This is a genomic window from Microbacterium sp. RG1, from assembly GCF_005347485.1.
GTDB lineage: Bacteria > Actinomycetota > Actinomycetes > Actinomycetales > Microbacteriaceae > Microbacterium > Microbacterium binotii_A.
The window spans coordinates 1,479,323-1,502,145 of record NZ_CP034121.1 but is presented as its reverse complement, the minus strand read 5'-3'; the positions used below and the strand labels follow the sequence as shown (position 1 = coordinate 1,502,145).

Here is a 22,823-nt window from a genome sequence, read left to right as displayed (position 1 = left end):
CCCCCTTCCGCGTACGACGTGCACACCCGACGTACGCGCGGGACTCTGCCGAACCTTCCTATCACAGCGTCGCGAGAGCATCCGATTCGGAAACCTACGCTTGACACATGTCCTCCGAACTGTCCCGAGCGGCGAGCCCCTACCTCCGTCAGCACGCGGAGCAGCCGGTGGCGTGGCACGCATGGGGTGAGGCCGCCTTCGCCGAGGCGCGACGGCGCGACGTGCCGGTCATGGTCTCGATCGGCTACGCCACGTGCCACTGGTGCCACGTCATGGCCGCGGAGTCCTTCTCCGACCCCCACATCGCGGCGCACCTGAACCGGACCATGGTCTCGGTCAAGGTGGACCGCGAGGAGCATCCCGAGGTCGACGCGGTGTTCCTCGCCGCCGCCGCGGCCTTCACCCCGCACCTCGGCTGGCCGTTGACGGTCTTCACGACCCCGGAGGGCAAGCCCTTCTTCGCCGGGACGTACTGGCCGCCGACGGCGCGGGGCCGGCTCCCCGGGTTCGCCGATGTCATCGACGCCGTCGATCAGGCGTGGCGTGAACGCCGGGAGGCGGTGACCGAGACCTCCGGTGCGCTCCAACGCGCGCTCGAGGAGGCGGCGCGCGAGAGGGGCGATGAGGCGCTCGCCCCGGCATGGCCCACCCTCGAGGTCCGCGCGCAGCTCGCCGCGCGCATCGCGGCGCGTGAAGACCCCGATTTCGGCGGCTTCGCTCCGGCGGGAGCGGACGCGGCCACCCCCAAGTTCCCGGTGTGGCCGGTACTCCGCTTCTTGCAGACCGAGCCCGACGAGACGTCGCGAGCGCTGGCCGAGCGCACGCTCGACCGCATGGCCCGCTCGCCCCTGCGCGACGCGGACGGCGGGTTCTTCCGGTATGCCACCCGACGCGACTGGAGCGTGCCCCACTACGAGCGCATGCTCACCGACAACGCCGGTCTCATCCAGGTCGCCCTCGCCGCGGGCCGCGCCGACATCGCGTCCGCGGCTGCGGGCTTCCTCGTCGACTCGCTGCAGCTCCCCTCCGGCGGATTCGCCGCCGCCCAGGACTCCGAGTCCTGGATCGACGGCGAGCGCAGCGAGGGCGGTTTCTATCAGCGCGCCCTCGACGAGCGGAGCGCCCTGGAGCCGCCGCGCATCGACGGCAAGCTCGTCAGCGGATGGAACGGTCTGGCCGTCGCGGCGCTCGCCGCGACGGGGGCACGCCTCGGGCGCGCCGACCTCGTGGACGCAGCCGTGCGTGCCGCCCTCGCCGTCGAGGAGTCCAACGTCGCCGACGACGGGACCCTGCGCCGGGCGTCGCTCGATGAGATCCTCTCGGCCGCGCCGGCGACGCTCGAGGACTACGGCGCTCTCGCCCAGGGTCTCGCGGTGCTCGCGACGGCCACGGGATGCGCGGCCTATGCCGTCCAGGCGCGCCGTCTCGTCGACCTGTGCTGGCCGACCGAGCAGACGGCGCTCGTGCCTGGCGGGCGCGACCGGGTGCTGGCGGCTCTGGGGGCGCCCGAGGTCGACGACGCCGACACCGACCGCCCGTCCGGCGCGGCATCCCTTGCCGAAGCCTCTCTCACCCTGTGGCGTCTGGGCGCGGGGGAGCGGTATCGACGGCGAGCCCGCACGATCGTCGCGCATCGTGCGACACGCGCCGTCGAGGACCCGTTCTCGCACGCTGCGGTGCTGCGTGTCGCGGCGCTGCTGGAGAGCGCCGGGCGCCAGATCGTGGTGGTCGCCGACAGTGACGACGATCCGCTCGCCCGTGCGGCCCACGCGACGGGCGCCGATGTCGTCGTGCGGGTGAGCGAGGCGGATGCGGTGGTCTGGTCGGAGGCGGGCTTCTCGCTGTTCACCGACCGCACGGCGACGGGCGGAAGGCCCACGGCGTACGACTGCCGGGAGTTCGTGTGCCGCCTGCCTATCCACGACGCGAGCGGGTTCTCCGAGCCGGAGGCCTGAACTCGCCCTATCATCGAGAGCATGCCCGAGCTGGAGGCGCCGCACAGCGGCTACTGGTACGCCGACGACGAGGAGTCGCGCAAGCGCCGCGCCGTCGATCTGCTGCAGGCGTTCCGGGTGTATCGCGCAGCGGAGGTCGCGATGCGGCGCCGCACGCGCGAGGCGATGTCCATGGGGGAGAACGACCTCCTCGTGCTGCGTTATCTGCTGCGCGCCCGACAGCGAGACGAGCGGGTCTCCCCGGGCGAGCTCGCCCGCTACCTCGGCGTGTCCACCGCCTCGATGACGGCGATGGTCGACAGACTCGAGAAGTCCGGGCACGTCCGGCGCGAGCGACACGAGACCGACCGGCGCAGCATCTGGGTCGTTCCCACGGTCGACAGCGACGAGGAAGTGCGCCGCACTCTCGGCGACATGCACGAGCGGATGATGGATGCCGTCATCGAGATGTCTCCGGATGAGATGCGCGTGGTCATGGAGTGCCTGGGGCGTCTGCAGGCCGCGGTGGACCAGGTCGACGCCCACACCGCCGTCGGCTGAGCGACGCATATGGCTCGCCGCGAGTCTTGCTCGTCTGGCTAGCTACCCGCCCTGACGGCCCGGAACCGAGGTCGCGGTGACACCATGGGCAGCATGACCCTTTCGCCCGACGCCGTCGGTGAGCACGACGCGACCCACATGGTCGACGGTTGGCTGCTCACGTCGTACGCCGGTGTGGTCGCGCGCCTCCAGGCCCGTCATCCGCTGCTGCGCCTGGCGGAGATCGAAGCGATCGTCGCGAGGGAGTACGACGCCTTCACGGGAGGGCGGCCGATCGCGGTGCCCGTCGACGTGGAATCCGGTGCCGAGGAGATCCTGCAGATGCACGCCGACGAACAGAGCGTGTGAGCTAGATCCAGCTCGGCAGCCAGTTGTGCAGCCGCCAGAACTCGTAGGGCACCGGCATCGCCGTCCACACCGGGTACCAGAACGCGGACAGCACGATGCAGACCACGAGGAACACGGTGACCACCCGCTGGCCGGCGATGCGCCGGTCCGCGTCCGCCGATCCCGCGATGCGTCGGGCCGCGAGAGCGATGGCGATCACGAGGAACGGCAGCATCACGACCGTGTAAAACTGGAAGATCGTGCGCTCGGGGTACAGCAGCCACGGCACGTAGGTCGCAGCGAGGGCCACGAGTACAAAAGCCGACTGCGCGTCGCGGGTACGGACGAACCGGTAGAGCAGGTAGAGCGCTGCAGCGATCCCCGCCCACCAGATCAGCGGGTTCGGGATGCTCGAGACGGCTTGGACGGTGTCGTCGCTCTGGTGCCAGTACATCGACGTCGGGCGCACGAGCAGCGGCCACTGCCACGCGGGGCTCTGATAGCCGTGGGGCGTCGTGAGTCCCACGTGGAACGCGTAGATCGACTCGTGGTAGCGCCAGAGACTCGCCAGCGCACCGCCGAGACCCTCGGATGTGGCGGCGCGTCCGTATCCGCCCGCGCTGGCCAGCCAACCGGTCCACGACGCCAGGTACACGATCGCCGAGACCGGCACGAGCAGCACGAACGCCGCCGCGCCCTGGCGCACCGCATCCACCGGCCACTGCACGATGCCGAGTCGGCGCCGGGCGAGGGCATCGGTGACCACGACGTACAGGCCGAGGGCCGCGAGCACGTACAGCCCCGACCACTTCACGGCCGTCGCGGCGCCGAGGGCCGCTCCGGCGGCGATGAGCCACGGCCGGTTCCAGAACACCGGCCCCCATGCGGGCCCGGATACCTCCTCGCCCGGCGCCGGGAGCGCCCGGCGCAGGCGTTCCAGATGCGTGCGGCGATCGAGAAGGACGAACCAGGACCCGAGTGCGACGAACAGCGCGAGGATGCCGTCCAGGAGCGCGATCCGGCTGAGCACGATGGCAAGACCGTCGATGGCCATCAGGCCGCCGGCGATGGCGGCGACGGCCGTCGAACCGGTCAGGGTGCGGGCGATGAGATACACGACGAGCACGGTGAGAGTGCCCGCGGTCGCCACCGCCACCCGCCACCCCACCGAATCACCGGGGCCGAGCAGCCACATCCCCAGCCCGATGAGCCACTTGCCCAACGGCGGATGCACGGAGAAGCTCCCCGTGATCAGCGGGGCGGGGACGTCGCCCTGGGCGAACAGGGCGTCGGCTCCCTCGGGCCAGTTGGCCGTGTAGCCCAGCAGCCACTGCGACCACGCGTCCTTCACGTAGTACGTCTCGTCGAAGACCAACGACGACGGCGTACCGAGGTTCGCGAAGCGCAGGATTCCGGCGAACAGCGTCAGCAGAACGGGTGTCCAGACCTGTACGCGCCGGTCGAGGACGCGGGAGCCGCGGACGCGGTCGGAGAACGCGTCGAACGCCGAGCGGCGCGGCGGGGGCGCAATCGGCGGGGCGCTCGAGGTCACGCCCTCCACCTTATGCTGGGGCCGTGATCATCCTTGCGGCGACTCCGATCGGAAACCTCGGGGACGCCACCCGCCGGCTCGTCGAGGCGCTGGAAGCGGCGACCGTGATCGCCGCGGAGGACACCCGCACGACGCAGCGGCTGCTTGCGGGGCTCGGTGTCGCGAACCGCCCGCAGCTGATCGCGCTGCACGACCACAACGAGAAGCAGCGCGCCGCGGAGCTGGCGCGCCGCGCGGCGACCGAGGACGTGCTCGTGCTCAGTGACGCCGGTATGCCCACCGTCAGTGACCCGGGCTACGGGCTCGTGGCGGAAGCCGTGGCGCAAGGAGTCGAGGTGATCGCGCTGCCCGGGCCTTCCGCTGTGCTGACGGCCCTCGCGGTCTCCGGTCTTCCCACCGACCGGTTCGCCTTCGAGGGCTTCGTGCCGCGCAAACAGGGGGAGCGCAGGGCGATGTTCGCCCGGCTGGCGGCCGAGGAGCGCACACAGGTGTTCTTCGAAGCGCCCACCCGCCTCGCGGACACCCTCGCGGATCTCGCGGACGCGTTCGGTGCGGACCGGCCCGCATCCGTCTCGCGAGAGCTGACCAAGCTCTACGAGCAGACCGTGCGCGGCCCGCTGTCCGAGCTCGTGACCTGGGCCGCAGACGGCATGCGCGGCGAGCTCGTCATCGTCGTAGGCGGGGCCGAGCGCGCCCGCGTCGCCTTCCCCGACGCCGTCACGCAGGTGCTGGAGATCGTCCGCACCGGAGTCCGTCTCAAGGATGCGGCCGGTGAGGTCGCCGAGGCGACGGGTCACTCCTCGCGCGAGCTCTACCAGGCCGCGCTCGCCGTTCGCGGCTGACGCGCCCGCCCGGCCGGACGCCGACTCCGCACCGCGGGTGGGAGCCGGCGCCTCGGCTCACCGTCGCCGCAGGCGCCGATGCCGGGTGAGCAGCGCGAGGCCGACCGCGAACACGAGCGTCGCCGCGACGAAGAGCGCGACCGGCGCCTCCCGGCCGGTGCGGGCGAGTGCGGCGGGAGCGGAGGTCGTATCGCTCTGCGGGTCGGCGGTCGTCGGGTCGGCGGCGCCGGGTGAGGGGTTCGTCCCCGGTGTCTCGAGCAGCATCAAGGCGTCGAGCGCCGCGGAGAGCAGCGCAGTCGCCGCATCGACGCGCTCCTGGGAGGGGGACTGCGCGCCGCCGAGGAATCGCGCGATCTCCATGGCGTCGTCGACCGCGGCGAGGGTCGAGGGCGTGTAGAGGGAGCGCTCCAGCGCCTCGGCGCGGGCGATCAACGCCGTGAGCGGCGTGAGATCTGCCGCCGCGTCGAGCACGCGTTCCAGCTGCAGGTCGTCGATGGTTCCCCAGGACCCCGGGGCGAGGTCTCCGGCGACCCGCACGGTGATCGTCGCGCCGTCGGGGACCGTGACGGTGTCCGTCGTGGGGGTCGACCAGTTGCGCCACCCGCCGAGGACGAACGGAACCGATGCCTCCTGAGCCCCGGACGAGACCGTGAGGCGCACCGTGTCGCTGAGCTGGCCGCCGCCCTGGAGGGCGGCGGTGGCGCGATAGGTCCCGGCGGGAACGGGCGCCACGGACTGCTCGAGGGCGAAGGAGAACCGATCCGCCGAGTAGAAGTGCGCGGAGCGCGATCCGGTCCGTGGGTCATCCCACGCACCCACCGTCAGGACCGTCCCCGATGTGCGCCACATCGAGGTGTCGTCATCCTCGAAACCGGGGTTTGCGAGCAAGTTCGCCGAGGTCACGGTGACGGTCGCCCGGGTCGACAAGCCGGCCGAGGTCGTGCCGTGGAACACATAGGTGCCCGGGCCCGAGACCCACTCGGGGCCGGGCGTCCACGTGACCGTCTGCTCCTCGGTGGTCAGGTCGTTGTACGAGACCGCGACGGTGCTGGGCAACGCGATCGCCGCGCCATCGGGCACCGTCAGCTCGACGGACGCGATGTCGGTGACCCCGCGCTGGGCGACGGCGCCGGTGCGGGCGTACGAGAACACCTTCAGCGACTCCAGCGGGGTTCCGTCGTGGGCGAACAACGCCTGGTTGTCCCAGGCGGAGCCGCCGAAGTGGACCCCGGCATCGTTCGGGTCGTACTCGCCGGCGTAGCTCGCCGCCCAGCCGGAGCCGTCCCGTTCCCAGAGAGCGGCGTTCTGCGCCGCAGCCTCCGGCGGACCCACCGGCAGCCATGCGGGCTCCCAGTAGTACACACCGAGGCCCGCCGCCCCGACGTCCGAGACGGCCTGGATGACGTCGCGCACCGCGAGCGCCTGCCCCTGCACGCTCACCGGGTAGTTCGTCGCCTCGCCGGGAAGATCGATCACATTCGTGTGCCCGTCGCCGTCCTCCAGCGTGTACGCCCAGCTGGTCTCCGCCACGATCACGTCTTTGCCGTAGGTGTCGGCGACCTGTGTCAGCACACTCGTCAGGTTCTGCAGCGTGCCGTGCCAGAACGGGTAGTAGGACGACGCGAAGACGTCGTAGTCGACGTCGCGGTCGTCGAGCTGTTTCGCGATGTTCGCGTAGCTGCCGGGTCTCTCAGGATTGGTGAAGTGCAGTGCGACGAGGGCGTCCGGAAGGACCTCGCGCACGGCCGCGGAGCCCGCGGAGAAAATCTGCGCCATGTCATCCCATCCGCTGACGCCCGCGACGCCGCTCGTGGTCTCATTGCCGATCTGCACCATCCGCACGTCCACTCCGGCCGCTTCGAAAGCCGTGAGCGCCTCAGCGGTGAATGCATGGGTCGCCGCCGCCTTGTCGGCGACGCTCAACGCCGCCCACGCCTTCGGGGCCTTCTGCTTCGCGGGGTCCGCCCAGAAGTCGGAGTAGTGGAAGTCCACGAGCACCCGCAGTCCCGCATCCGTCGCGCGTTCACCGATCTCGATGGCCCGCGCGACGTCGACGGTGCCGCCGCCGTAGCCGTTGCCGGCGGCGTCGAACGGGTCGTTCCACACGCGCACGCGCACGTCGGTGACACCGGCGTCGGCGAGCACGCCGAACAGATCGGCGGGCTGACCCGCGGTGTCGCGGAAGACGACGCCCGAGTCCTCCAGGGCGATGACGGAGGACACGTCGACGCCGTTGATGAAGTCGGGTGAGAGGTCGTCGACTCTGGGCACCGTGATGCCGGCCGCGACCGGCTCGTCCGCCGCGACGGCGGGGGTCGCGACGAAGACGCCCGCCACGGCGACGCCGAGTGCGGTCGCGGCGGCGGCGGGTCGGAGGAGGGAACGACGGATGCGACGCTGCATGGGTTTCCTTTCTTTCGGGCGGCTCAGCCCTTGACGGAGCCCTGGGTGAGTCCGCCCACGATGAAGCGCTGCAGGGAGAGGAACAGGGCGAGCACGGGGATCGCGGCGATGACGGCGCCGGCGGCGAACAGGCCCCATCGGGAGGCCAGCTGGTTCGAGACCCACTGGTACATGCCCACGGCGAGCGTCCAGTTGTCTTCGCTGGTGAGCACGATCTTCGCGAGGATGTAGTCGCCGAAAGCGGTGATGAAGGCGAGGAGCGCGACGACCGCCAGGATCGGGGTGACGAGCGGGATGATGAGCCGCCAGAAGATCTGGGCGTGTGTCGCGCCGTCGATCTTCGCCGATTCGTCGATCTCGATCGGGATCGTGTTGAAGAAGCCGTACATGAGGAACGTGTTCGCTCCCAGCGCGCCTCCGAGGTAGACGCAGATCAGTGCGAGCTTCGAGTTCAGCCCGAGCGCCGGCACGATCTCGCCGATCGCGAGGAGCATCAGGAAGATCGCGACGAACGCGAGGGCCTGCGGGAACATCTGCACGATCAGCAGCGACGTGAGAGTCACACGCCGGCCGCGGAAACGGAACCGCGAGAACGCATAGGCGGCCGACGCCCCCATGATCACGGCGCCCACGGCCGACACGCCGCCCACGAGCAGCGTGTTGCCGACCCAGGTCCAGTAGCTGGTCGTGCCCAGAGCCGCGAAGTTCGACAGGTCGAAGGCGCTGAAGAGGTTGTTGGAGCCGGAGAGCGTCCCGCGCGGGTTCAGCGCCGCAGACAGCACATACACCAGCGGGAAGACGGCGTAGAAGACGACGATCGCGGCGAAGAAGTACTTCCAGCCGACCTCGAGCCACCAGCGGCGGCGACGGATGCGGGTGCGTGCCGTGGACATCACTGGAACTCCTCGAGCTTGCGGGTCTGGCGGAAGGCGATGGCGGAGATGATGCCCACGACGATGAAGACGATGATCGAGAGGGCGCTGGCCAGGCCGTAGTCGGCGGCGCCGCCGGCGACACCGGAGACGCGGTAGATCGCCGAGATCAGGATGTCGGTCGATCCGAGCGTGTACGGCGCGCCGGGTATCGCGGGTCCGCCCGCGTTGAACATGTAGATGACGGTGAAGTTGTTGAAGCTGAACGCGAAGGAGGAGATCGCGAGCGGCGCAGTCGACACGAGCAGCAGCGGCAGCACGATCGAGCGGAACTGGCGCCACCGGCCGGCGCCGTCGATCGAGGCGGCCTCGAGGGTGTCGGAGGGGAGCGCCTGGAGCGCGCCGGTGCACACGAGGAACCAGTACGGGAAGCTGAGCCACACGTTCACCCACAGCACGGCCGCTTTCGCCAGCCAGGGGTCTCCCAGCCAGTTGATCTGGCTTCCGAAGAAGAACAGGTCGTTGATGACGCCGAACTCGGCGTTGAACATGCCGCGGAACAGCAACGCGGACATGAAGGCGGGGAAGGCGTAGGGGAGGATGATGAGCGTGCGCAGGTACTTGCGGGCGCGCACGCGCGGGTCGTTGAAGACGAGGGCGAAGACGAGTCCGAGGCCGAAGCTGATGACGACCGAGCCGGCCGCGAAGGCGAACGTCCAGCCGGTCACCGACAGCAGCGGGCCGGCGAGCGAGGGATCGGTGAACACCCGCAGGAAGTTGTCGAAACCCACGTTGACGTACCAGCCCGCGGGGAGCCGTGTGCCGTCGTCGGCGATGAAGCTCCCGATCGTGTCGTCGGCGGTGTAGACCGTGCCGTTCACGGTGTCGGTGATGGTGCCCGCATCCGCGTCCCACACCATCGTCGGTGTGTAGAGCACCCCGGTGAAACCGTCGCGGGTGCGGATCGAGCCGTCGTTGGGGTCGTCGGAGAACGGGACCCGCAGCGCCTCGATCGCGCTCTGAAGCTCCTGATCGGTGATGACCTGGGTGCGGGGGATCACCGTCCACCCGTCCACGGATGCGGGCGCCTGGCCCGCGGGGGCGGTCCCGGCATCCGTCAGCGGCGACTCGGCGCTGCCGACCCGGACGTCGCCGCCGTCGTTGATCGCCAGGCCGTATTCGCCGAAGCGCTCGACGACCGACAGCGGATAGGTCTCCGAGCCCTCGATGCGCCGCTCGCCCTGGATGAGCGCGGCGTCCACGGCTTGCTCCTGCGACCCTGCGTGACCGGTGCCGTAGTTGGTGAAGGCGATGTAGGCCGTGTAGCCGAAGACGAACACCTGGAAGACGAGCAGGAAGACGAGTCCCGGCATGAGGTACTTCAGCGGCAGGGCGCGCTTGGTGAAGTACACGATGTCGGCGGCGATCACGAGCGCCGCCGTGACGCCGAGCAGGATCCACGACTGGGCCGAGAAGGCCGAGAGGATCGCCATGATCCCGAGGGCGTTGATCAGGCCCATCACGATGAGCTTGACGATGAACCCCCACCCGATGCCGCGCCACGAGCGGGCGTGCGACTCCCTCGGGGGCCTCGAGGGCGGGGTGAGAACCTGCGACTGCGCCATGTGTGTCGTCTCCTGTCGACGGCCACGAGCGGGGCGGGCCACAGGGCCCGCCCCGTCGCGGTCAACCCGCGAGGGTGCCCTGAAGGTCGGTGATCATCTTGTTCCAGGTGCCGGACGGGTCGGCGCCGCTGATGATCTGCGACTCGGCCGCGTTCCAGAAGTCCCAGACGGAGCCCATCTCGGGGATCGAGGGCATCGGCACGCCGTTCTGCGACGAGGCGAGGAAGCCCGCGATGATCGGGTCGCTCGCGACCTCCTCGGCGAGGCTGCTCCACGCCGGGATGCGGGGGTCGGCCTCATAGAGCGCGCGCTGCGCGTCCTCGGTTCCGAGGTAGTTGACCAGGAACTCCTGGGCGAGCAGCGCGTTCTTGCTCTGCGAGCTCAGGTAGAAGCCCTGCACGCCCACGAAGGGCGCTGCCGGTTGGCCGCCCGCGGAGGGGATGGGGTTCACGGCGACGTTGACGTCGGGGAAGGAGCTGATCGCCCAGGGGCCCTGCACCGTGTACGGCGCCTTGCCGGAGGCGAACAGCTCGTTGTTGATGTCGTAGTCGATCGTGGTCGACAGGTAGCCGGTGCCTGCGGAGCCGTTGGCGTGCAGCCACTGGGCGAACGCCTCGCCGGCCGCACCGCCCATGCCGACCTCGTTCGTGTACGAGCCGCTCGAGTCCTGCACGAAGACAGGCGCGCCGAACGAGGTCTGGAACCCGTACATCGTGTAGCCGTCACCGGTCTCACCGGCCGTGTTGATGACGAACGGACGCTCGGTGCCCGCGGCCAGGCCCTTCTGGATCATCTCGTCCCACGAGGCAGGGGCATCGGCGCCGACGAGGTCGACGTTCTGTACCAGCGCGACCGTCTCGAGCGAGTAGGGCAGCGCGTAGAGCTGACCGTCGTAGGTCATCGCCTCGATCGCGACCGGCTCGAACTCCGACGCCTTCTCGCCGAGGTCGATCGTGTCGACGACGCCCGCCGCGACGAGCGCGCCGAGCCAGTCGTGGGAGCCGACGGTGATGTCGGGGCCCTCGCCGGTGGGCACCTGCGAGATGAAGTCGTTGCGGAGGTCCTCGAAGTTCTTCTGCACGAGGGTGACCTTCGCGCCGGTCTCGTCCTCGAACGCCTTCGCTGCCGCCGTGATGGCGGCCTCGCGCTCCTGGTCGGTCCAGATGACGAGCTCCGCCGATGAGTCCGCGGTCTGCTCGGCGGCTCCGCCGCCGGAGCAGCCGGCCAGCAGCAGCGCGGATGCGGCGGCAGCGACGCCGATTCCGATGATCTTGCGCATGTGACGTGTTCCTTTCAGAACGGTGGTCGAGGATGCGCGCCTTCGTCGACGTCGCATCGTCACGACCGGATGGGGAAGCGTCCGTCCGTTGACGGACGCCGAGGTTCGGGGGAGTCGCGGGTCAGCGACCACCCCCGCGGGTCGGAGGGGTGCGAACGACGGCGACGCCGCCGGCGGCGACGACCGTCTCGTGGTCGGAGGCGTTCCCGGTGAGCAGGTCCGTGCCGGCGACGGGGGCGGCGAGGGCTTTGTCCGAGTGGTTGACGAGCACGACGTAGTCGGCGTCGTCGCCGTGACGGGCCACGGTCTCCAGGCCTGCCGGGAGAACGGCGGGGGTGAGCCCGGCATCGGCGTACACCTGCGTGAGGATCGCGGCGAGCCCCGCCGCGTCCGGCCTCGTGCTGACGTACCAGCCGACGCCCGCGCCGTGCGGGTTCCGCGTGACGGCGGGGGCGTCGTCGGCGGGTCCGCCGACGTAGCGTGCGCGCACCTCGGCGCCGTCGACGCGGAGGTCTTCGCTCCACTGGTCGATCGTCAGACGGTCGCCGTCGAGATCGATCGCGGCGGTGTCGCCCTCGCGCAGGGGGAGGAACTCCTCGACTCGCACGCCGAGTGCCTCGGACAGCGGCGCGAGGTATCCGCCCTCGTGGACCGCGTCGTTCTCGTCGACGACCGCGGAGAAGTAGGAGACGAGCAGCGTGCCGCCGGCGGCGACATACGCGGTGAGGTTGGCTGCATCCTTCGTCGTGAGCAGGTACTGCGCGGGGGCGAGGACGAGCGCGTACGAGGAGAGATCCTGGCCGGGCAGGGCGAAGTCCACCGTGATGCCGTCGCGCCAGAGCTGCGTGTAGTACGCGCGCACCCGCTCGTCGTGGTCGAGGAGATCCGACGGACGCCATTCGAGATCCTGCGCCCAGAACGACTCGAAGTCCCAGAGGATGGCGACATCGGCGCTCACGCGGGAGCCGCGTACCTCGGCGAGGGCCGCGAGGTCGGAGCCGAGGGCGGTGACCTCGCGGAACACGCGGGAGTCGGTGCCGGCGTGCGGCAGCATCGCGGAGTGGAACTTCTCGGCGCCGGAGCGCGAGGCGCGCCACTGGAAGAAGAGGATCGCGTCCGCCCCGCGTCCGAGGTGGGTGAGGGAGTTGCGCGCCATCTCGCCCGGGCGCTTCGCGACGTTCTGCGGCTGCCAGTTGACGGCGGACGTCGAGTGCTCCATGAGGATCCACGGCTTGCCGCCGCCGACGGAGCGGCTGAGATCCGCCGCGATCGCCAGGCCGATCTCGCCCTCGCGGTCGGGCGCCCAGAGGTAGTGGTCGTCCGAGACGATGTCGACCTCGCGCCCCCACGCCCACAGGTCCGTCGTCTGGCTCTGGTTCGCCATGAAGTTCGTCGTGATCGGCTGGTCGGCGTACTCGCGGATGGCGTCGCGCTCGGCGATGAAGCAGGCGCGGAGCTGGTGGTCGGTGAAGCGCGCGAAGTCGAGCCGCTGCGCGGGGTTCACCACGGAGGGCGCCGCGGCGGGCGCCCCCACGTGCTCCCACTCGCCGTAGTGCTGACCCCAGAAGGCGGTTCCCCACGCGGCGTTCAGCGCGTCGAGGCTGCCGTAGCGTTCACGCAGCCAGAGTCGCCAGGCGGCGACCGCGTGATCCGAGTAGTCCTCGCCGACGGGCACGCCGTACTCGTTGTGGACGTGCCACATGACCACGGCGGGGTGTGCGGCGTACCGGCGGGCGAGCTCGGTCGCGATGCGCACCGAGGCCTCGCGGTAGGCGGGGGCGGAGTGCGACGCCATCCCGCGCGAGCCGAAGCCCATCGTGGTGCCCTCGCGGGTCACGACGCGCGCGTCCGGGTGGTTCGCGAAGAACCATGCCGGCGGGGAGGCGGTGGGAGTGCCCAGATCGACGCGGATCCCGTTCGCGTGCAGGAGGTCGAGGAGCTCGTCCATCCAGGAGAAGTCGAGGACGCCCTCCGCGGTCTCGATCAGACCCCACGAGAAGATGCCGACGCTGACGAGGTTGACCCCCGCCTCGCGCATGAGCGCGACGTCCTCGTGCCAGATCTCGACGGGCCATTGCTCCGGGTTGTAATCGCCGCCGTACGCGATTCCGTCCAGCTGCGGCCAGGGTGAGCTCTGGGTCATGACGCTCCGTCGGGTCGAGGGTGGTCGGTCCCCGTCAGGTGCGACTGGGACCGGTCACAGTCTGCGCAGCGACGATCGGGGCGATCAAGCCCGTGACCCGTTCGTTATCAAACTGTGACCGGTCCCAGTTTCCTCGGCACGTCGCATCACCGACGCGCAGAGCAGGCGATAGAGTCCTCGCGTGGAAGACACGACCATCGCCCGGCGCCGCCCCACCATCCGGGACGTCGCCGCCGCCGCCGGCGTCTCGCGCGGCACGGTCTCCCGCGTGATCAACGGCGGGCACTGGGTGTCGCCCGACGCCCGCACGGCCGTCGAGGAGGCGATCCGGCGCACCGGATACACGGCCAACCACGCCGCTCGCTCGCTCGCGACCGGACGCGCCGGCTCCCTGGCGTTCCTGCTGACCGAGCCGCAGCATCTGCTGTTCGCCGACCCCAACTTCTCGCTGCTGCTGCGCGGCGCCGCCGAGGCCCTCTCCCAGCGGTCGATGACGCTCGTGCTGCTGGTCGCCGGCACTCCGGAGGAGCGTGCCAACGTGGCGCACTTCGTCAGCGCGGGGCATGTCGACGGCGTCCTGCTCATCTCCTCGCACGAGGCCGACCCGCTGCTCGACTCCCTCCTGGATGCGGGCGTCCCCACCGTTTCGTGCGGGCTCCCACTCGGGCACCAGGGCGACCTCGCCGCGGTCGCGGTCGACGAGGAGGGCTCCGCGCGCGTGATGACCCGCCACCTCCTCGATCGGGGACACCGGCGCATCGCGATGATCGCCGGTCCCGACGACACCCCGGGCGGACGCTACCGGCTCGTGGGCTTCCGGGAGGAGCTGGGTGAGGCATTCGACCCCGACCTCGTCGAGCACGGCGACTACAGCCGCGAATCGGGCGCCCTCGCCATGTCGCGACTGCTCGAGCGCACCCGCGACATCGACGCCGTGTTCGCCGCATCCGACATGATGGCCGCCGGCGCTGTCGTGGCGCTGCGTCGCGCCGGTCTTCGCGTGCCCGAGGACGTCGCGGTGGCGGGCTTCGACGACTCCGGACTCGCCGCCGCGCACGAGCCCCCGCTGACCACGATGCGCCAGCCCTGGGACCGCATCAGCGCCGAGATGGTCACGCTGCTGCTCGAGGTGATCGAGGGTGAGCCGCGGCGCAGCATCACCCTGCCGACCGAGCTGGTCGTTCGAGACAGCGCCTGAGCAGACCCGTCACAGGGCGGCGGGCCCCTCGGGCGCCGCCTAGAATCTACGGGTGAGCAACGGCCGTTCCTTCTACATCACGACGCCGATCTACTACCCGAGCGATGTCCCGCACATCGGTCACGGGTACACGACGGTCGCCGTGGACACGCTCGCGCGCTGGCACCGCCAGTCGGGGGACGACACCTGGATGCTGACGGGCACCGACGAGCACGGGCAGAAGATGCTCCGCGCGGCAGCGGCCAACGGCGTCACGCCGCAGGAGTGGGTCGACAAGCTCGTGAGCGAAGCCTGGTTCCCGCTGCTGGAGAGCCTCGACGTCGCGAACGACGACTTCATCCGCACGACCCAGGAGCGCCACGAAGAGGGCGTCAAGCGTTTCGTGCAGGCCATCTACGACCGCGGGTACATCTACGCGGGCGAGTACGAGGCGCTGTACTGCGTGGGCTGCGAGGAGTTCAAGCCGGAGTCCGAGATCCTCGACGGCACGGGGGCGTTCGAGGGTCTCAAGGTCTGCGCGATCCACTCGAAGCCGCTCGAACTGCTGCAGGAGAAGAACTACTTCTTCAAGCTGAGCGAGTTCGCGGAGCCTCTGCTGAAGCTCTACAAGGAGAACCCCGACTTCATCCGTCCCGAGTCGGCGCGCAACGAGGTCGTCTCCTTCGTGCGCTCGGGCCTGAAGGACCTCTCGATCTCCCGGTCGGCGTTCGACTGGGGCATCCAGGTGCCCTGGGACCCGCAGCACGTGATCTACGTCTGGGTCGACGCGCTGCTCAACTACGCGACGGCCATCGGCTACGGCGTCGACGAGGAGGACTTCGAACGCCGCTGGCCCGCGTACCACGTGGTCGGCAAGGACATCCTGCGCTTCCACGCCGTCATCTGGCCGGCGATGCTGATGGCCGCGGGTCTCGAGGTGCCGCGTGGCGTCTTCGCCCACGGCTGGCTGCTCGTGGGCGGCGAGAAGATGTCGAAGTCGAAGCTCACCGGTATCGCGCCCACCGAGATCACCGACGTGTTCGGGTCGGACGCCTACCGCTTCTACTTCCTCTCCGCGATCGCCTTCGGGCAGGACGGCTCGTTTTCCTGGGAGGACCTGTCGGCGCGCTACCAGGCCGAGCTCGCGAACGGCTTCGGCAACCTCGCCTCCCGTACGGTCGCGATGATCGAGCGCTACTTCGAGGCGATCGTGCCGCCCGCCGCGACGTACACCGACGCGGATCTGGCCATCCAGCAGACCGTGGCGGATGCGGCCGCATCCGCCGACGCGGCGATGGAACGCTTCCGCATCGACGAGGCGATCACGTCCATCTGGACGATCGTCGACGCACTCAACGGGTACATCACCGAGAACGAGCCGTGGGCGCTCGCAAAGGATCCGGAGCAGGCCGGGCGCCTCGGCACCGTGCTCTACACGGCGGCCGAAGGACTGCGCGCGCTCGCCGTGCTGCTGTCGCCGGTCATGCCCGTCGCGACCGAGAAGCTGTGGATCGCCCTCGGGGCGGCCGAGTCGCTCGGCCGGCTGCAGGACCAGCCGCTGCGCGAGGCCGGGGTCTGGGGCGCGCTGCGACCCGGGACGAGCGTCAACGGCCTCTCGCCGCTGTTCCCGCGCGTCGAGCAGTGACCCGATGAGCGATCCCAGCCAGTACGTGCGCCAGCGCGAGAAGGGCAGCCGCGACGTCAGCTACCCGCCGTCGCCGGAGCCCCTGGGCGTCGCGCTCTACGACAACCACTGCCACCTGGAGATCCAGGACGGCGACGAGGCGATGTCGCTGGACGAACAGCTCGAGCGCGCCGCATCCGTCGGCATCGCCGGGGTGGTGCAGGCCGGCGGCGACATCGAGTCGAGCCGCTGGTCGGCGTGGGCGGCCGCCTCGCATCCGCGGGTGCTGGCCGCTGTCGCGATCCACCCGAACGAGGCACCCGCCTACGCGGCGGCGGGGCGGCTCGGAGAGGCCATCGCCGTGATCGACGAGCTCGCGGCCCAGCCTCGCGTGCGCGCGATCGGGGAGACGGGTCTGGACTTCTTCCGAACCGAGTCCGAGGGGCTGGCAGCGCAGCACGAGAGCTTCGAGGCGCACATCGCGCTCGCGAAGAAGCACGGCGTCGCGATGCAGATCCACGACCGCGACGCGCACGAGGCGGTGCTCGAGACGCTTGAGCGCGTGGGTGCGCCCGAGCGCACGGTGTTCCACTGCTTCTCCGGCGACGCCGACATGGCGCGGATCGCGGCGGAGCGCGGCTACCACCTGTCCTTCGCGGGCAACATCACCTTCAAGAACGCGCAGAACCTGCGCGATGCGCTCGCCGTGACGCCGTTGGAGCACATCCTCGTCGAGACCGACGCGCCGTTTCTCACCCCCACTCCCTACCGAGGGCGTCCCAACGCGCCCTACCTCGTGCCGGTGACGGTGCGGTTCATGGCCGCGGAGCTGCACATGGACGCCGACGAGCTGGCCGCGCAGCTGGCTGCCAACACACTCGCCGTCTACGGCTCCTTCGACTGACGGCGCGCCGCATCCGCATCGCAGGAAAAATCCCCCCTGCAGGATGATCTGTCTCTGATCGTCCTGCAGGGGGGATTTCTCCTGATGGAGGGATGCGGCTCAGCGGTCCTCGTCGTCGAGGCGCTTCTCCTCCTGCGCCTCGAGGCGGTCCTTCTCCTTCTGCGCCTTCTCCCGCTCTTCGCGGATCTCCTCGTGCGACTTGGAGTTGTTGGTCATGTCGGCTCCTCTCACTTCTTCTGACGGGGTTTCTTGACGAACAGCGTCTCGGTCTGTTCGAGCTCCATGCCCTTGGTCTCGGGGATCTTCCAGAGCACGAAGACGAACGACAGAGCCGCGAAGATCGCGTACATGAGGTAGGTCAGGGGCAGCGACCAGGCCGAGAGCTCCGGGAAGGTCCACGACACGAGGAAGTTCGCGATCCACTGGGCGCCGGCGGCCACGCCGAGGGCCTTGCCGCGGATGCGGCTGGGGAAGATCTCGCCGAGCAGGACCCAGACGAGCGGCCCCCACGAGGCGCCGAAGCCGACGACGAACAGGTTCGCCGCGACCAGGGCGACCGGCCCCCAGGGACCGGGCAGGGAGATGTCGGTGCCCTCTCCGGTGGCGAACGAGAACGACAGCGCCATGGCCCCCAGCGACAGCGCCATCAGGACGGAGCCGGTCAGCAGGATGGGCTTACGTCCGACCCGGTCCACGAGGAAGATCGCGATGAGGGTCACGAGCACGTTGGTGACGCTCGTGATGACACTGACCAGCAGCGCGTTGCTCTCGTCGAAACCGACCGCCTGCCAGAGCGTCGTCGAGTAGTAGAAGATCACGTTGATGCCCACGAACTGCTGGAACACCGACAGGATGATGCCGATCCACACGATGGGATTCAGCCCGAGCGCGGGGCCGGCGAGGCTGGCCTTCGCGTTCTTGCGGTCCGTCTCGATGGCGGTCGTCAGCTCGTTGACGGTCTTGTCGAGGTCGGCGGCGGGAACGAGGCGGGCGAAGATCTCCTTCGCCTCCTGGGTGCGGCCCCGCGCGAGCAGGTAGCGGGGGGACTCGGGCATCGTGAACGAGAGGATGCCGTAGACGGCGGCGGGGATCACGCCGATGAGGAACATCCAGCGCCAGGCCTCCAGCCCCCACCAGAGCGTGTCGTCGGCACCGCCCGCCGCGCCTGCCAGGACCGCGTTGCTCAGGAGCGCGGCGAAGATGCCGAGCGTGATGGCCAGCTGCTGCAGCGACGCCAGCGACCCGCGGATCTGCCGCGGGGCGACTTCCGCGATGTAGGCCGGCGCGACCACCGAGGCGATGCCGATGCCGAGACCGCCCAGCACGCGCCACACGATCAGGTCGGGGACGCTGAAGGTCAGCGCGGAGCCGACCGAGCTGATGAGGAACAGCACCGAGCCCAGCAGCATCACGCGCAGGCGCCCGAAACGGTCGGAGAGGGCGCCGGCGAGGATCGCACCGACGGCGCAGCCGAGGAGCGCGACCGCCACGACGAAGCCGGTGAGGATCGGCTCCTTCGTGTAGTCCGCCTCGATGGATTTCACGGCGCCGTTGATGACGGAGGAGTCGAACCCGAAGAGGAACCCGCCCACGGCCGCGGCGACGGAGAGTCCGATCGCCCGGCGTCCGAACGGACTGCGCATCGAGAACGTCCCCGTGGGGAGTGCTTCGGTGGTCATTTCGTCACCCTAACCCTGCCAGCGTTCTCTCAGGGTCGGACTTGGCTCGACGGTTGTCTAGGGTTATACACATGACCGTGCACCTGCTCGGCGCGGCCGAGATCCGCGCGCTGGCCGCCGAGCTCGATGTCACTCCGACGAAGAAACTGGGGCAGAACTTCGTCGTCGATGCCAACACGGTGCGAAAGATCGTGCAGGTCGCCGGCGTCGCGGCCGGTGAGCACGTCGTGGAGGTCGGGCCCGGGCTCGGCTCCCTCACCCTCGCGATCCTCGAGACGGGCGCGAGCGTGGTGGCGGTGGAGATCGATCACCGGCTCGCCGAGCGACTGCCGGCCACCGCACGCGCCCACGGGGTGCGCGACGGGATGCTGCGCGTCGTGGATGCGGATGCGCTCACCATCCGGGACCTGCCCGGCGAGCCCACGGTGCTCGTGGCCAACCTGCCCTACAACGTCTCGGTGCCGGTGCTCCTGCACTTCCTCGAGCACTTCGATCACCTCCAGCGCGGCGTCGTCATGGTGCAGGCCGAGGTCGGCGAGCGCCTCGCCGCCCCTCCCGGGTCCAAGGTCTACGGCGCCCCGAGCGTCAAGGCCGCCTGGTACGGCTCGTGGCGGCTGGCGGGGACCGTGTCGCGCCAGGTCTTCTGGCCGGTCCCGAACGTCGACAGCGTGCTCGTCGGATTCCGACGCGACCCCCAGGCGCGCGGTGACGAGGCGGAGCGCGTCGCGACGTTCCGTGTCGTGGACGCCGCGTTCCAGCAGCGCCGCAAGATGCTGCGCCAGGCGCTGTCGGGACTGTTCGGCGGCTCGGCCGCATCCGCGAGCGCCGTGCTCGAGGCGGCCGGCGTGGATCCGACCCTCCGGGGCGAGCAGCTGACGATCGACGACTTCCAGCGGATCGCCCGCGTCCGGCCATGAGCGTCCCCGTCGTCCTCTTCGTCTGCGTCCACAACGCCGGCCGCTCGCAGATGGCCGCCGGCTTCGCCCGCGCGCTCGGCGGCGACGGCGTCGAGGTGCGCTCGGGCGGCTCCGAGCCCGCATCCGCGATCAACCCCGTCGCCGTGGAGGTCATGGCCGAGCGGGGAATCGACATCACCCGCAACGTCCCGCAGCTCTTGGCCACCGAGGACGTCCGCCAGGCGGATGCGGTGATCACGATGGGATGCGGGGACGCCTGTCCGATCTTCCCCGGCAAGCGCTACGAGGACTGGGAGCTGCGCGACCCCGCCGGACAGGGGCCGGACATGGTCCGCGGGGTACGCGACGACATCGAGGCGCGCGTTCGCCGACTGCTCGTCGAGCTCGGCGTCCTCACCGACTGATCGCTCCCGCCCCGGATCGTCACCGGCTGCAACTGAGGGATTCACCGTGTGTTCAGCCGCCGGTACGAAACATGCCGGTAACATTCGCGGGAACGAAGGCCGCGCCCGAGCGGCCCGTGAAAGGGACGGACCCATGCGTGCTGGGGAGTATCCGGCGGCCGAACGCGTACTGCTGCACCTGAGCGACACCCACCTGCGAGCGCCGGGGCCGAAGCTGTTCGACCGCGTGGACGGGCTCCGCCTGCTCGAGCGCGCGCTCGAGCGCATCGAGACGAGCGGCATCCGTCCCGACGGCATCGTGTTCACGGGCGACCTCGTCGACCTGGGCGAGGCGGATGCGTACACGGCCCTGCGCGACCTCGTCGAGCCCTTCGCCCGACACCTGGACGCTCCGGTGTTCTGGGTGATGGGCAACCACGACGAGCGCGGAGCGTTCCGCGCGCGCCTGCTGGATGCGGCCCCCGCCACCACCCCGTTCGACCGCGTCGACGAGATCGACGGACTCCGCCTGATCACGCTCGACACGACCGTCCCCGGTGCTCACCATGGCGAGCTGCGCCCCGCACAGCTCGCCTGGCTGCGGGAGCAGTTGGCCCAGCCGGCACCGCTCGGCACGATCCTCGCCATGCACCATCCGCCCGTGCCGAGTGTGCTCCCGCTCGCGGCGAGCGTCGAGCTGCGCGATCAGCGCGCGCTCGCCGACGTGCTGCGCGGCAGCGACGTGCGGGCGATCATCGCCGGCCACCTGCATTACTCGACCTTCGCGACGTTCGCCGGCATCCCGGTCTCGGTCGCGTCCTCGACCTGCTACGCCCAGGACCTCACGGTCCCGGTCGGCGGAACGCGCCCGCAGGACGGCGCGCAGTCGTACAACCTCGTGCACGTGTTCGCCGAGACCGTCGTGCACTCCGTCGTCACGGTCGACGCGCCGCATCCGCTCGAGTACATCGACCCGGTCGAGGCGCAGCGCCGCCTGCACTCGGCGGGCATCGCGCAGGACGTCAGCGCAGGGCGGACGCCTCCGACCGCTCCCATCCCGATCCTGCGCTGACCGCGGGGAGCTCCCACGGCGCGCGTACCGGGAACATGCGCTCCAGGAGCTCGGTCACCACGCGCACGCGCACCTCTTCGGGAACCTCGGCCGAACCGCCGTCGTTGAGGCAGAACATGTCGACGTCGCGGCGCTCGGCAAGCCTGCTCATGCGTCGCAACGACTCTGCCATGGTCGTCTGGTAGTAGCGGGTGCGCGGGGCCGTCGTCGCCACCGCGCGCCCGGTGAAGGCGGCGTAATAGTGGTACAGGCTGTTGGTCACGGAGATGTCGGTGGCCGAGCGGAACCGGGATGCGGCGGTGCGCGCGAAGTCCTCGGCGAACGTCTGCTCCAGCTCGGCCATCACGCTGCGGCGAAGGGGCGTCGCGCAGTGCTCGAGGTCGTGCGTGATGGTGCGGCCGAAGCGCTCGCGCAGAAGCTCCCGGTTCACCCGCAGTGCGTTGTCGTGGCCGCTGCGGTGCGGGGCGTTCGGCCCTGTCCCGATGCGCACGTCGCACTCCACGAACTGCGAGATGCCGGCGGGGGAGAAGAACAGCTCCGGCGCGACGCTCCGGCCGAAGAACATGTCGTCGTTCGAGTAGAGGAAGTGCTCGGCGAGCCCGTCGATGCGGTGCAGCTGCGCCTCGACGGCGTGGGAGTTGTGGATCGGCAGCACCGAGGTGTCGGCGAAGAACTCCTCGCTGCGCACGACCGTCACCCGCGGGTGGTCGGCGAGCCAAGCGGGTGTGGGCGAGTCCGTGGCGATGAAGATGCGACGCACCCACGGCGCGTACATGTAGACGCTGCGCAGCGCGTAGCGCAGCTCGTCGACGTGCCGGTAGCGGGCCGGTCCGTCGTCCCCTTCGCCCACCACGTAACCGGCCATCTGCGCCGCGCGCTGACGCTGGAACTCGCTCGACGAGCCGTCGACCCACGAGAAGACCATGTCGATGTCGTCGACCATCTCGTTCGGATGCGGGTCGAACATGCCGCGCAGGCTCTGCCAGGTGCGCCCGTGTCGCTGGATGCTGACACGCTCGATGTCGGCTGCGGCGATGGTGCGCCGGGTCAGCGCGTTGGCATGCGGTGCTTCGACCGTCTCGGCGCCGAAGCGCCAGAACTCGAGGCGCACGCCGTGCGCTGCGCCGTAACGGAGCGATCCCGCCAGCCGCGGGCGGAAGACGCGCAGGGCGCTCGGTGCGCCGCGTCGCGGGGTGTGATCGGGAGCGGGCACCGCGCTCAAGCCCTTGGGCTTGACGTACACCGGTTCGCCGACGCACAGCCGCGTCACGGCCTCCCACGCGCGGTCCTGATCGGCCACGTCCACGACGATCGCCTCGTCGCGCAGCCCGTGGCGGATCAGCAGCGGCTCGATGCCGGCATCCGTCAGCGCGTCCGCGATCATCGCGAGATCCGCGAGGTGCGCGTCGAGCGGTGAGAGATCGTCGTGGCGGAGGTGGAGCATGCCCGATTCGAGCACGATGTCCTCACGCGTCAGAAGCGCCGCCCAGGGGTGGGGGTCGGCGGGAAGAGCAGACAGAGAGACCATC

Annotated in this window: 18 protein-coding genes; 10 read left to right on the top strand and 8 right to left on the bottom strand. The window is 70.2% G+C overall.

Annotated features, from left to right (window positions below; genetic code table 11):
* Nucleotides 1–107: 107 nt before the first annotated feature.
* The 3 genes from EHF32_RS07250 (at nucleotide 108) to EHF32_RS07240 (ending at nucleotide 2,843) form a co-directional block, all read left to right on the top strand.
* A complete protein-coding gene (locus tag EHF32_RS07250; RefSeq protein WP_137417555.1) occupies nucleotides 108–1,955 on the top strand; it encodes a thioredoxin domain-containing protein in 1,848 nt (615 codons plus the stop codon).
* Nucleotides 1,956–1,976: 21 nt separating this feature from the next.
* Complete coding sequence (locus EHF32_RS07245) at nucleotides 1,977–2,495, top strand: MarR family winged helix-turn-helix transcriptional regulator (protein WP_137417554.1); 519 nt, start codon at nucleotides 1,977–1,979, stop codon at nucleotides 2,493–2,495.
* Nucleotides 2,496–2,588: 93 nt separating this feature from the next.
* Entirely contained in the window at nucleotides 2,589–2,843 is a 255-nt protein-coding gene (locus EHF32_RS07240; RefSeq protein WP_137417553.1) for a three-helix bundle dimerization domain-containing protein, read from the top strand.
* Between the two features lies 1 nt (nucleotide 2,844).
* Here the strand turns inward: EHF32_RS07240 and EHF32_RS07235 are convergent, their stop codons facing one another.
* The gene (locus EHF32_RS07235; protein ID WP_192900705.1) at nucleotides 2,845–4,374 is read right to left on the bottom strand and encodes a dolichyl-phosphate-mannose--protein mannosyltransferase; all 1,530 of its coding nucleotides are present in this window, start codon (nucleotides 4,372–4,374) and stop codon (nucleotides 2,845–2,847) included.
* A gap of 23 nt (nucleotides 4,375–4,397) precedes the next feature.
* Here EHF32_RS07235 and rsmI point away from each other — a divergent pair, with 23 nt between their 5' ends.
* Nucleotides 4,398–5,216 carry a 16S rRNA (cytidine(1402)-2'-O)-methyltransferase gene (rsmI, locus tag EHF32_RS07230; RefSeq protein ID WP_137417551.1) on the top strand — a complete coding sequence of 273 codons (819 nt, stop codon included), beginning with the start codon at nucleotides 4,398–4,400 and terminating at the stop codon, nucleotides 5,214–5,216.
* A gap of 57 nt (nucleotides 5,217–5,273) precedes the next feature.
* Here rsmI and EHF32_RS16145 read toward each other — a convergent pair whose 3' ends face one another.
* The 5 genes from EHF32_RS16145 to EHF32_RS07205 form a co-directional block, all read right to left on the bottom strand.
* Nucleotides 5,274–7,619: a glycosyl hydrolase 53 family protein gene (locus tag EHF32_RS16145; protein WP_137417550.1), complete on the bottom strand. Its 2,346-nt coding sequence runs from the start codon at nucleotides 7,617–7,619 to the stop codon at nucleotides 5,274–5,276.
* A 23-nt stretch (nucleotides 7,620–7,642) separates the two neighbouring features.
* The gene (locus EHF32_RS07220) at nucleotides 7,643–8,512 is read right to left on the bottom strand and encodes a sugar ABC transporter permease (protein ID WP_137417549.1); all 870 of its coding nucleotides are present in this window, start codon (nucleotides 8,510–8,512) and stop codon (nucleotides 7,643–7,645) included.
* Nucleotides 8,512–10,116 (bottom strand): ABC transporter permease subunit, encoded by a 1,605-nt coding sequence (locus tag EHF32_RS07215; RefSeq protein WP_137417548.1) that lies wholly within the window; start codon nucleotides 10,114–10,116, stop codon nucleotides 8,512–8,514. Before EHF32_RS07215 ends, EHF32_RS07220 begins: the two co-directional genes overlap by 1 nt.
* Before the next feature lie 61 nt (nucleotides 10,117–10,177).
* Nucleotides 10,178–11,395, bottom strand: coding sequence for a sugar ABC transporter substrate-binding protein (locus tag EHF32_RS07210; protein WP_137417547.1), 1,218 nt, complete (start codon nucleotides 11,393–11,395; stop codon nucleotides 10,178–10,180).
* 121 nt (nucleotides 11,396–11,516) lie between these two features.
* Nucleotides 11,517–13,538 (bottom strand): beta-galactosidase, encoded by a 2,022-nt coding sequence (locus EHF32_RS07205; RefSeq protein ID WP_137417546.1) that lies wholly within the window; start codon nucleotides 13,536–13,538, stop codon nucleotides 11,517–11,519.
* 181 nt (nucleotides 13,539–13,719) lie between these two features.
* Here EHF32_RS07205 and EHF32_RS07200 point away from each other — a divergent pair, with 181 nt between their 5' ends.
* From EHF32_RS07200 to EHF32_RS07190, 3 genes are read left to right on the top strand one after another with little or no spacing between them, the layout of a single operon-like run.
* Nucleotides 13,720–14,736: a LacI family DNA-binding transcriptional regulator gene (locus EHF32_RS07200; RefSeq protein ID WP_137417545.1), complete on the top strand. Its 1,017-nt coding sequence runs from the start codon at nucleotides 13,720–13,722 to the stop codon at nucleotides 14,734–14,736.
* Nucleotides 14,737–14,788: 52 nt separating this feature from the next.
* Nucleotides 14,789–16,360 (top strand): methionine--tRNA ligase, encoded by a 1,572-nt coding sequence (metG, locus tag EHF32_RS07195; protein ID WP_137417544.1) that lies wholly within the window; start codon nucleotides 14,789–14,791, stop codon nucleotides 16,358–16,360.
* 4 nt (nucleotides 16,361–16,364) lie between these two features.
* Complete coding sequence (locus EHF32_RS07190) at nucleotides 16,365–17,243, top strand: TatD family hydrolase (protein ID WP_137417543.1); 879 nt, start codon at nucleotides 16,365–16,367, stop codon at nucleotides 17,241–17,243.
* 227 nt (nucleotides 17,244–17,470) lie between these two features.
* Here EHF32_RS07190 and EHF32_RS07185 read toward each other — a convergent pair whose 3' ends face one another.
* Nucleotides 17,471–18,922: a sugar porter family MFS transporter gene (locus EHF32_RS07185; protein WP_137417542.1), complete on the bottom strand. Its 1,452-nt coding sequence runs from the start codon at nucleotides 18,920–18,922 to the stop codon at nucleotides 17,471–17,473.
* Between the two features lie 71 nt (nucleotides 18,923–18,993).
* Here EHF32_RS07185 and rsmA point away from each other — a divergent pair, with 71 nt between their 5' ends.
* From rsmA to EHF32_RS07170, 3 genes are all read left to right on the top strand, one after another.
* A complete protein-coding gene (gene rsmA / locus EHF32_RS07180; RefSeq protein ID WP_137417541.1) occupies nucleotides 18,994–19,839 on the top strand; it encodes a 16S rRNA (adenine(1518)-N(6)/adenine(1519)-N(6))-dimethyltransferase RsmA in 846 nt (281 codons plus the stop codon).
* The gene (locus tag EHF32_RS07175) at nucleotides 19,836–20,243 is read left to right on the top strand and encodes an arsenate reductase ArsC (RefSeq protein WP_137417540.1); all 408 of its coding nucleotides are present in this window, start codon (nucleotides 19,836–19,838) and stop codon (nucleotides 20,241–20,243) included. The genes rsmA and EHF32_RS07175 overlap by 4 nt, the downstream gene beginning before the upstream one ends.
* 133 nt (nucleotides 20,244–20,376) lie before the next feature.
* Nucleotides 20,377–21,294 (top strand): phosphodiesterase, encoded by a 918-nt coding sequence (locus tag EHF32_RS07170; protein WP_137417539.1) that lies wholly within the window; start codon nucleotides 20,377–20,379, stop codon nucleotides 21,292–21,294.
* Here EHF32_RS07170 and EHF32_RS07165 read toward each other — a convergent pair.
* The gene (locus EHF32_RS07165) at nucleotides 21,245–22,822 is read right to left on the bottom strand and encodes a stealth conserved region 3 domain-containing protein (RefSeq protein WP_137417538.1); all 1,578 of its coding nucleotides are present in this window, start codon (nucleotides 22,820–22,822) and stop codon (nucleotides 21,245–21,247) included. The genes EHF32_RS07170 and EHF32_RS07165 overlap by 50 nt on opposite strands.
* Nucleotide 22,823 lies beyond the last annotated feature (1 nt).

Coding starts and splice junctions, on each gene's coding strand:
- EHF32_RS07250 (WP_137417555.1), top strand. CDS start 108: ATGTCCTCCGAACTGTCCCGAGCGGCGAGCCCCTACCTCCGTCAGCAC.
- EHF32_RS07245 (WP_137417554.1), top strand. CDS start 1,977: ATGCCCGAGCTGGAGGCGCCGCACAGCGGCTACTGGTACGCCGACGAC.
- EHF32_RS07240 (WP_137417553.1), top strand. CDS start 2,589: ATGACCCTTTCGCCCGACGCCGTCGGTGAGCACGACGCGACCCACATG.
- EHF32_RS16145 (WP_137417550.1), bottom strand. CDS start 7,619: ATGCAGCGTCGCATCCGTCGTTCCCTCCTCCGACCCGCCGCCGCCGCG.
- EHF32_RS07220 (WP_137417549.1), bottom strand. CDS start 8,512: ATGTCCACGGCACGCACCCGCATCCGTCGCCGCCGCTGGTGGCTCGAG.
- EHF32_RS07215 (WP_137417548.1), bottom strand. CDS start 10,116: ATGGCGCAGTCGCAGGTTCTCACCCCGCCCTCGAGGCCCCCGAGGGAG.
- EHF32_RS07210 (WP_137417547.1), bottom strand. CDS start 11,395: ATGCGCAAGATCATCGGAATCGGCGTCGCTGCCGCCGCATCCGCGCTG.
- EHF32_RS07205 (WP_137417546.1), bottom strand. CDS start 13,538: ATGACCCAGAGCTCACCCTGGCCGCAGCTGGACGGAATCGCGTACGGC.
- EHF32_RS07190 (WP_137417543.1), top strand. CDS start 16,365: ATGAGCGATCCCAGCCAGTACGTGCGCCAGCGCGAGAAGGGCAGCCGC.
- EHF32_RS07185 (WP_137417542.1), bottom strand. CDS start 18,922: ATGACCACCGAAGCACTCCCCACGGGGACGTTCTCGATGCGCAGTCCG.
- rsmA (WP_137417541.1), top strand. CDS start 18,994: ATGACCGTGCACCTGCTCGGCGCGGCCGAGATCCGCGCGCTGGCCGCC.
- EHF32_RS07175 (WP_137417540.1), top strand. CDS start 19,836: ATGAGCGTCCCCGTCGTCCTCTTCGTCTGCGTCCACAACGCCGGCCGC.
- EHF32_RS07170 (WP_137417539.1), top strand. CDS start 20,377: ATGCGTGCTGGGGAGTATCCGGCGGCCGAACGCGTACTGCTGCACCTG.
- EHF32_RS07165 (WP_137417538.1), bottom strand. CDS start 22,822: ATGGTCTCTCTGTCTGCTCTTCCCGCCGACCCCCACCCCTGGGCGGCG.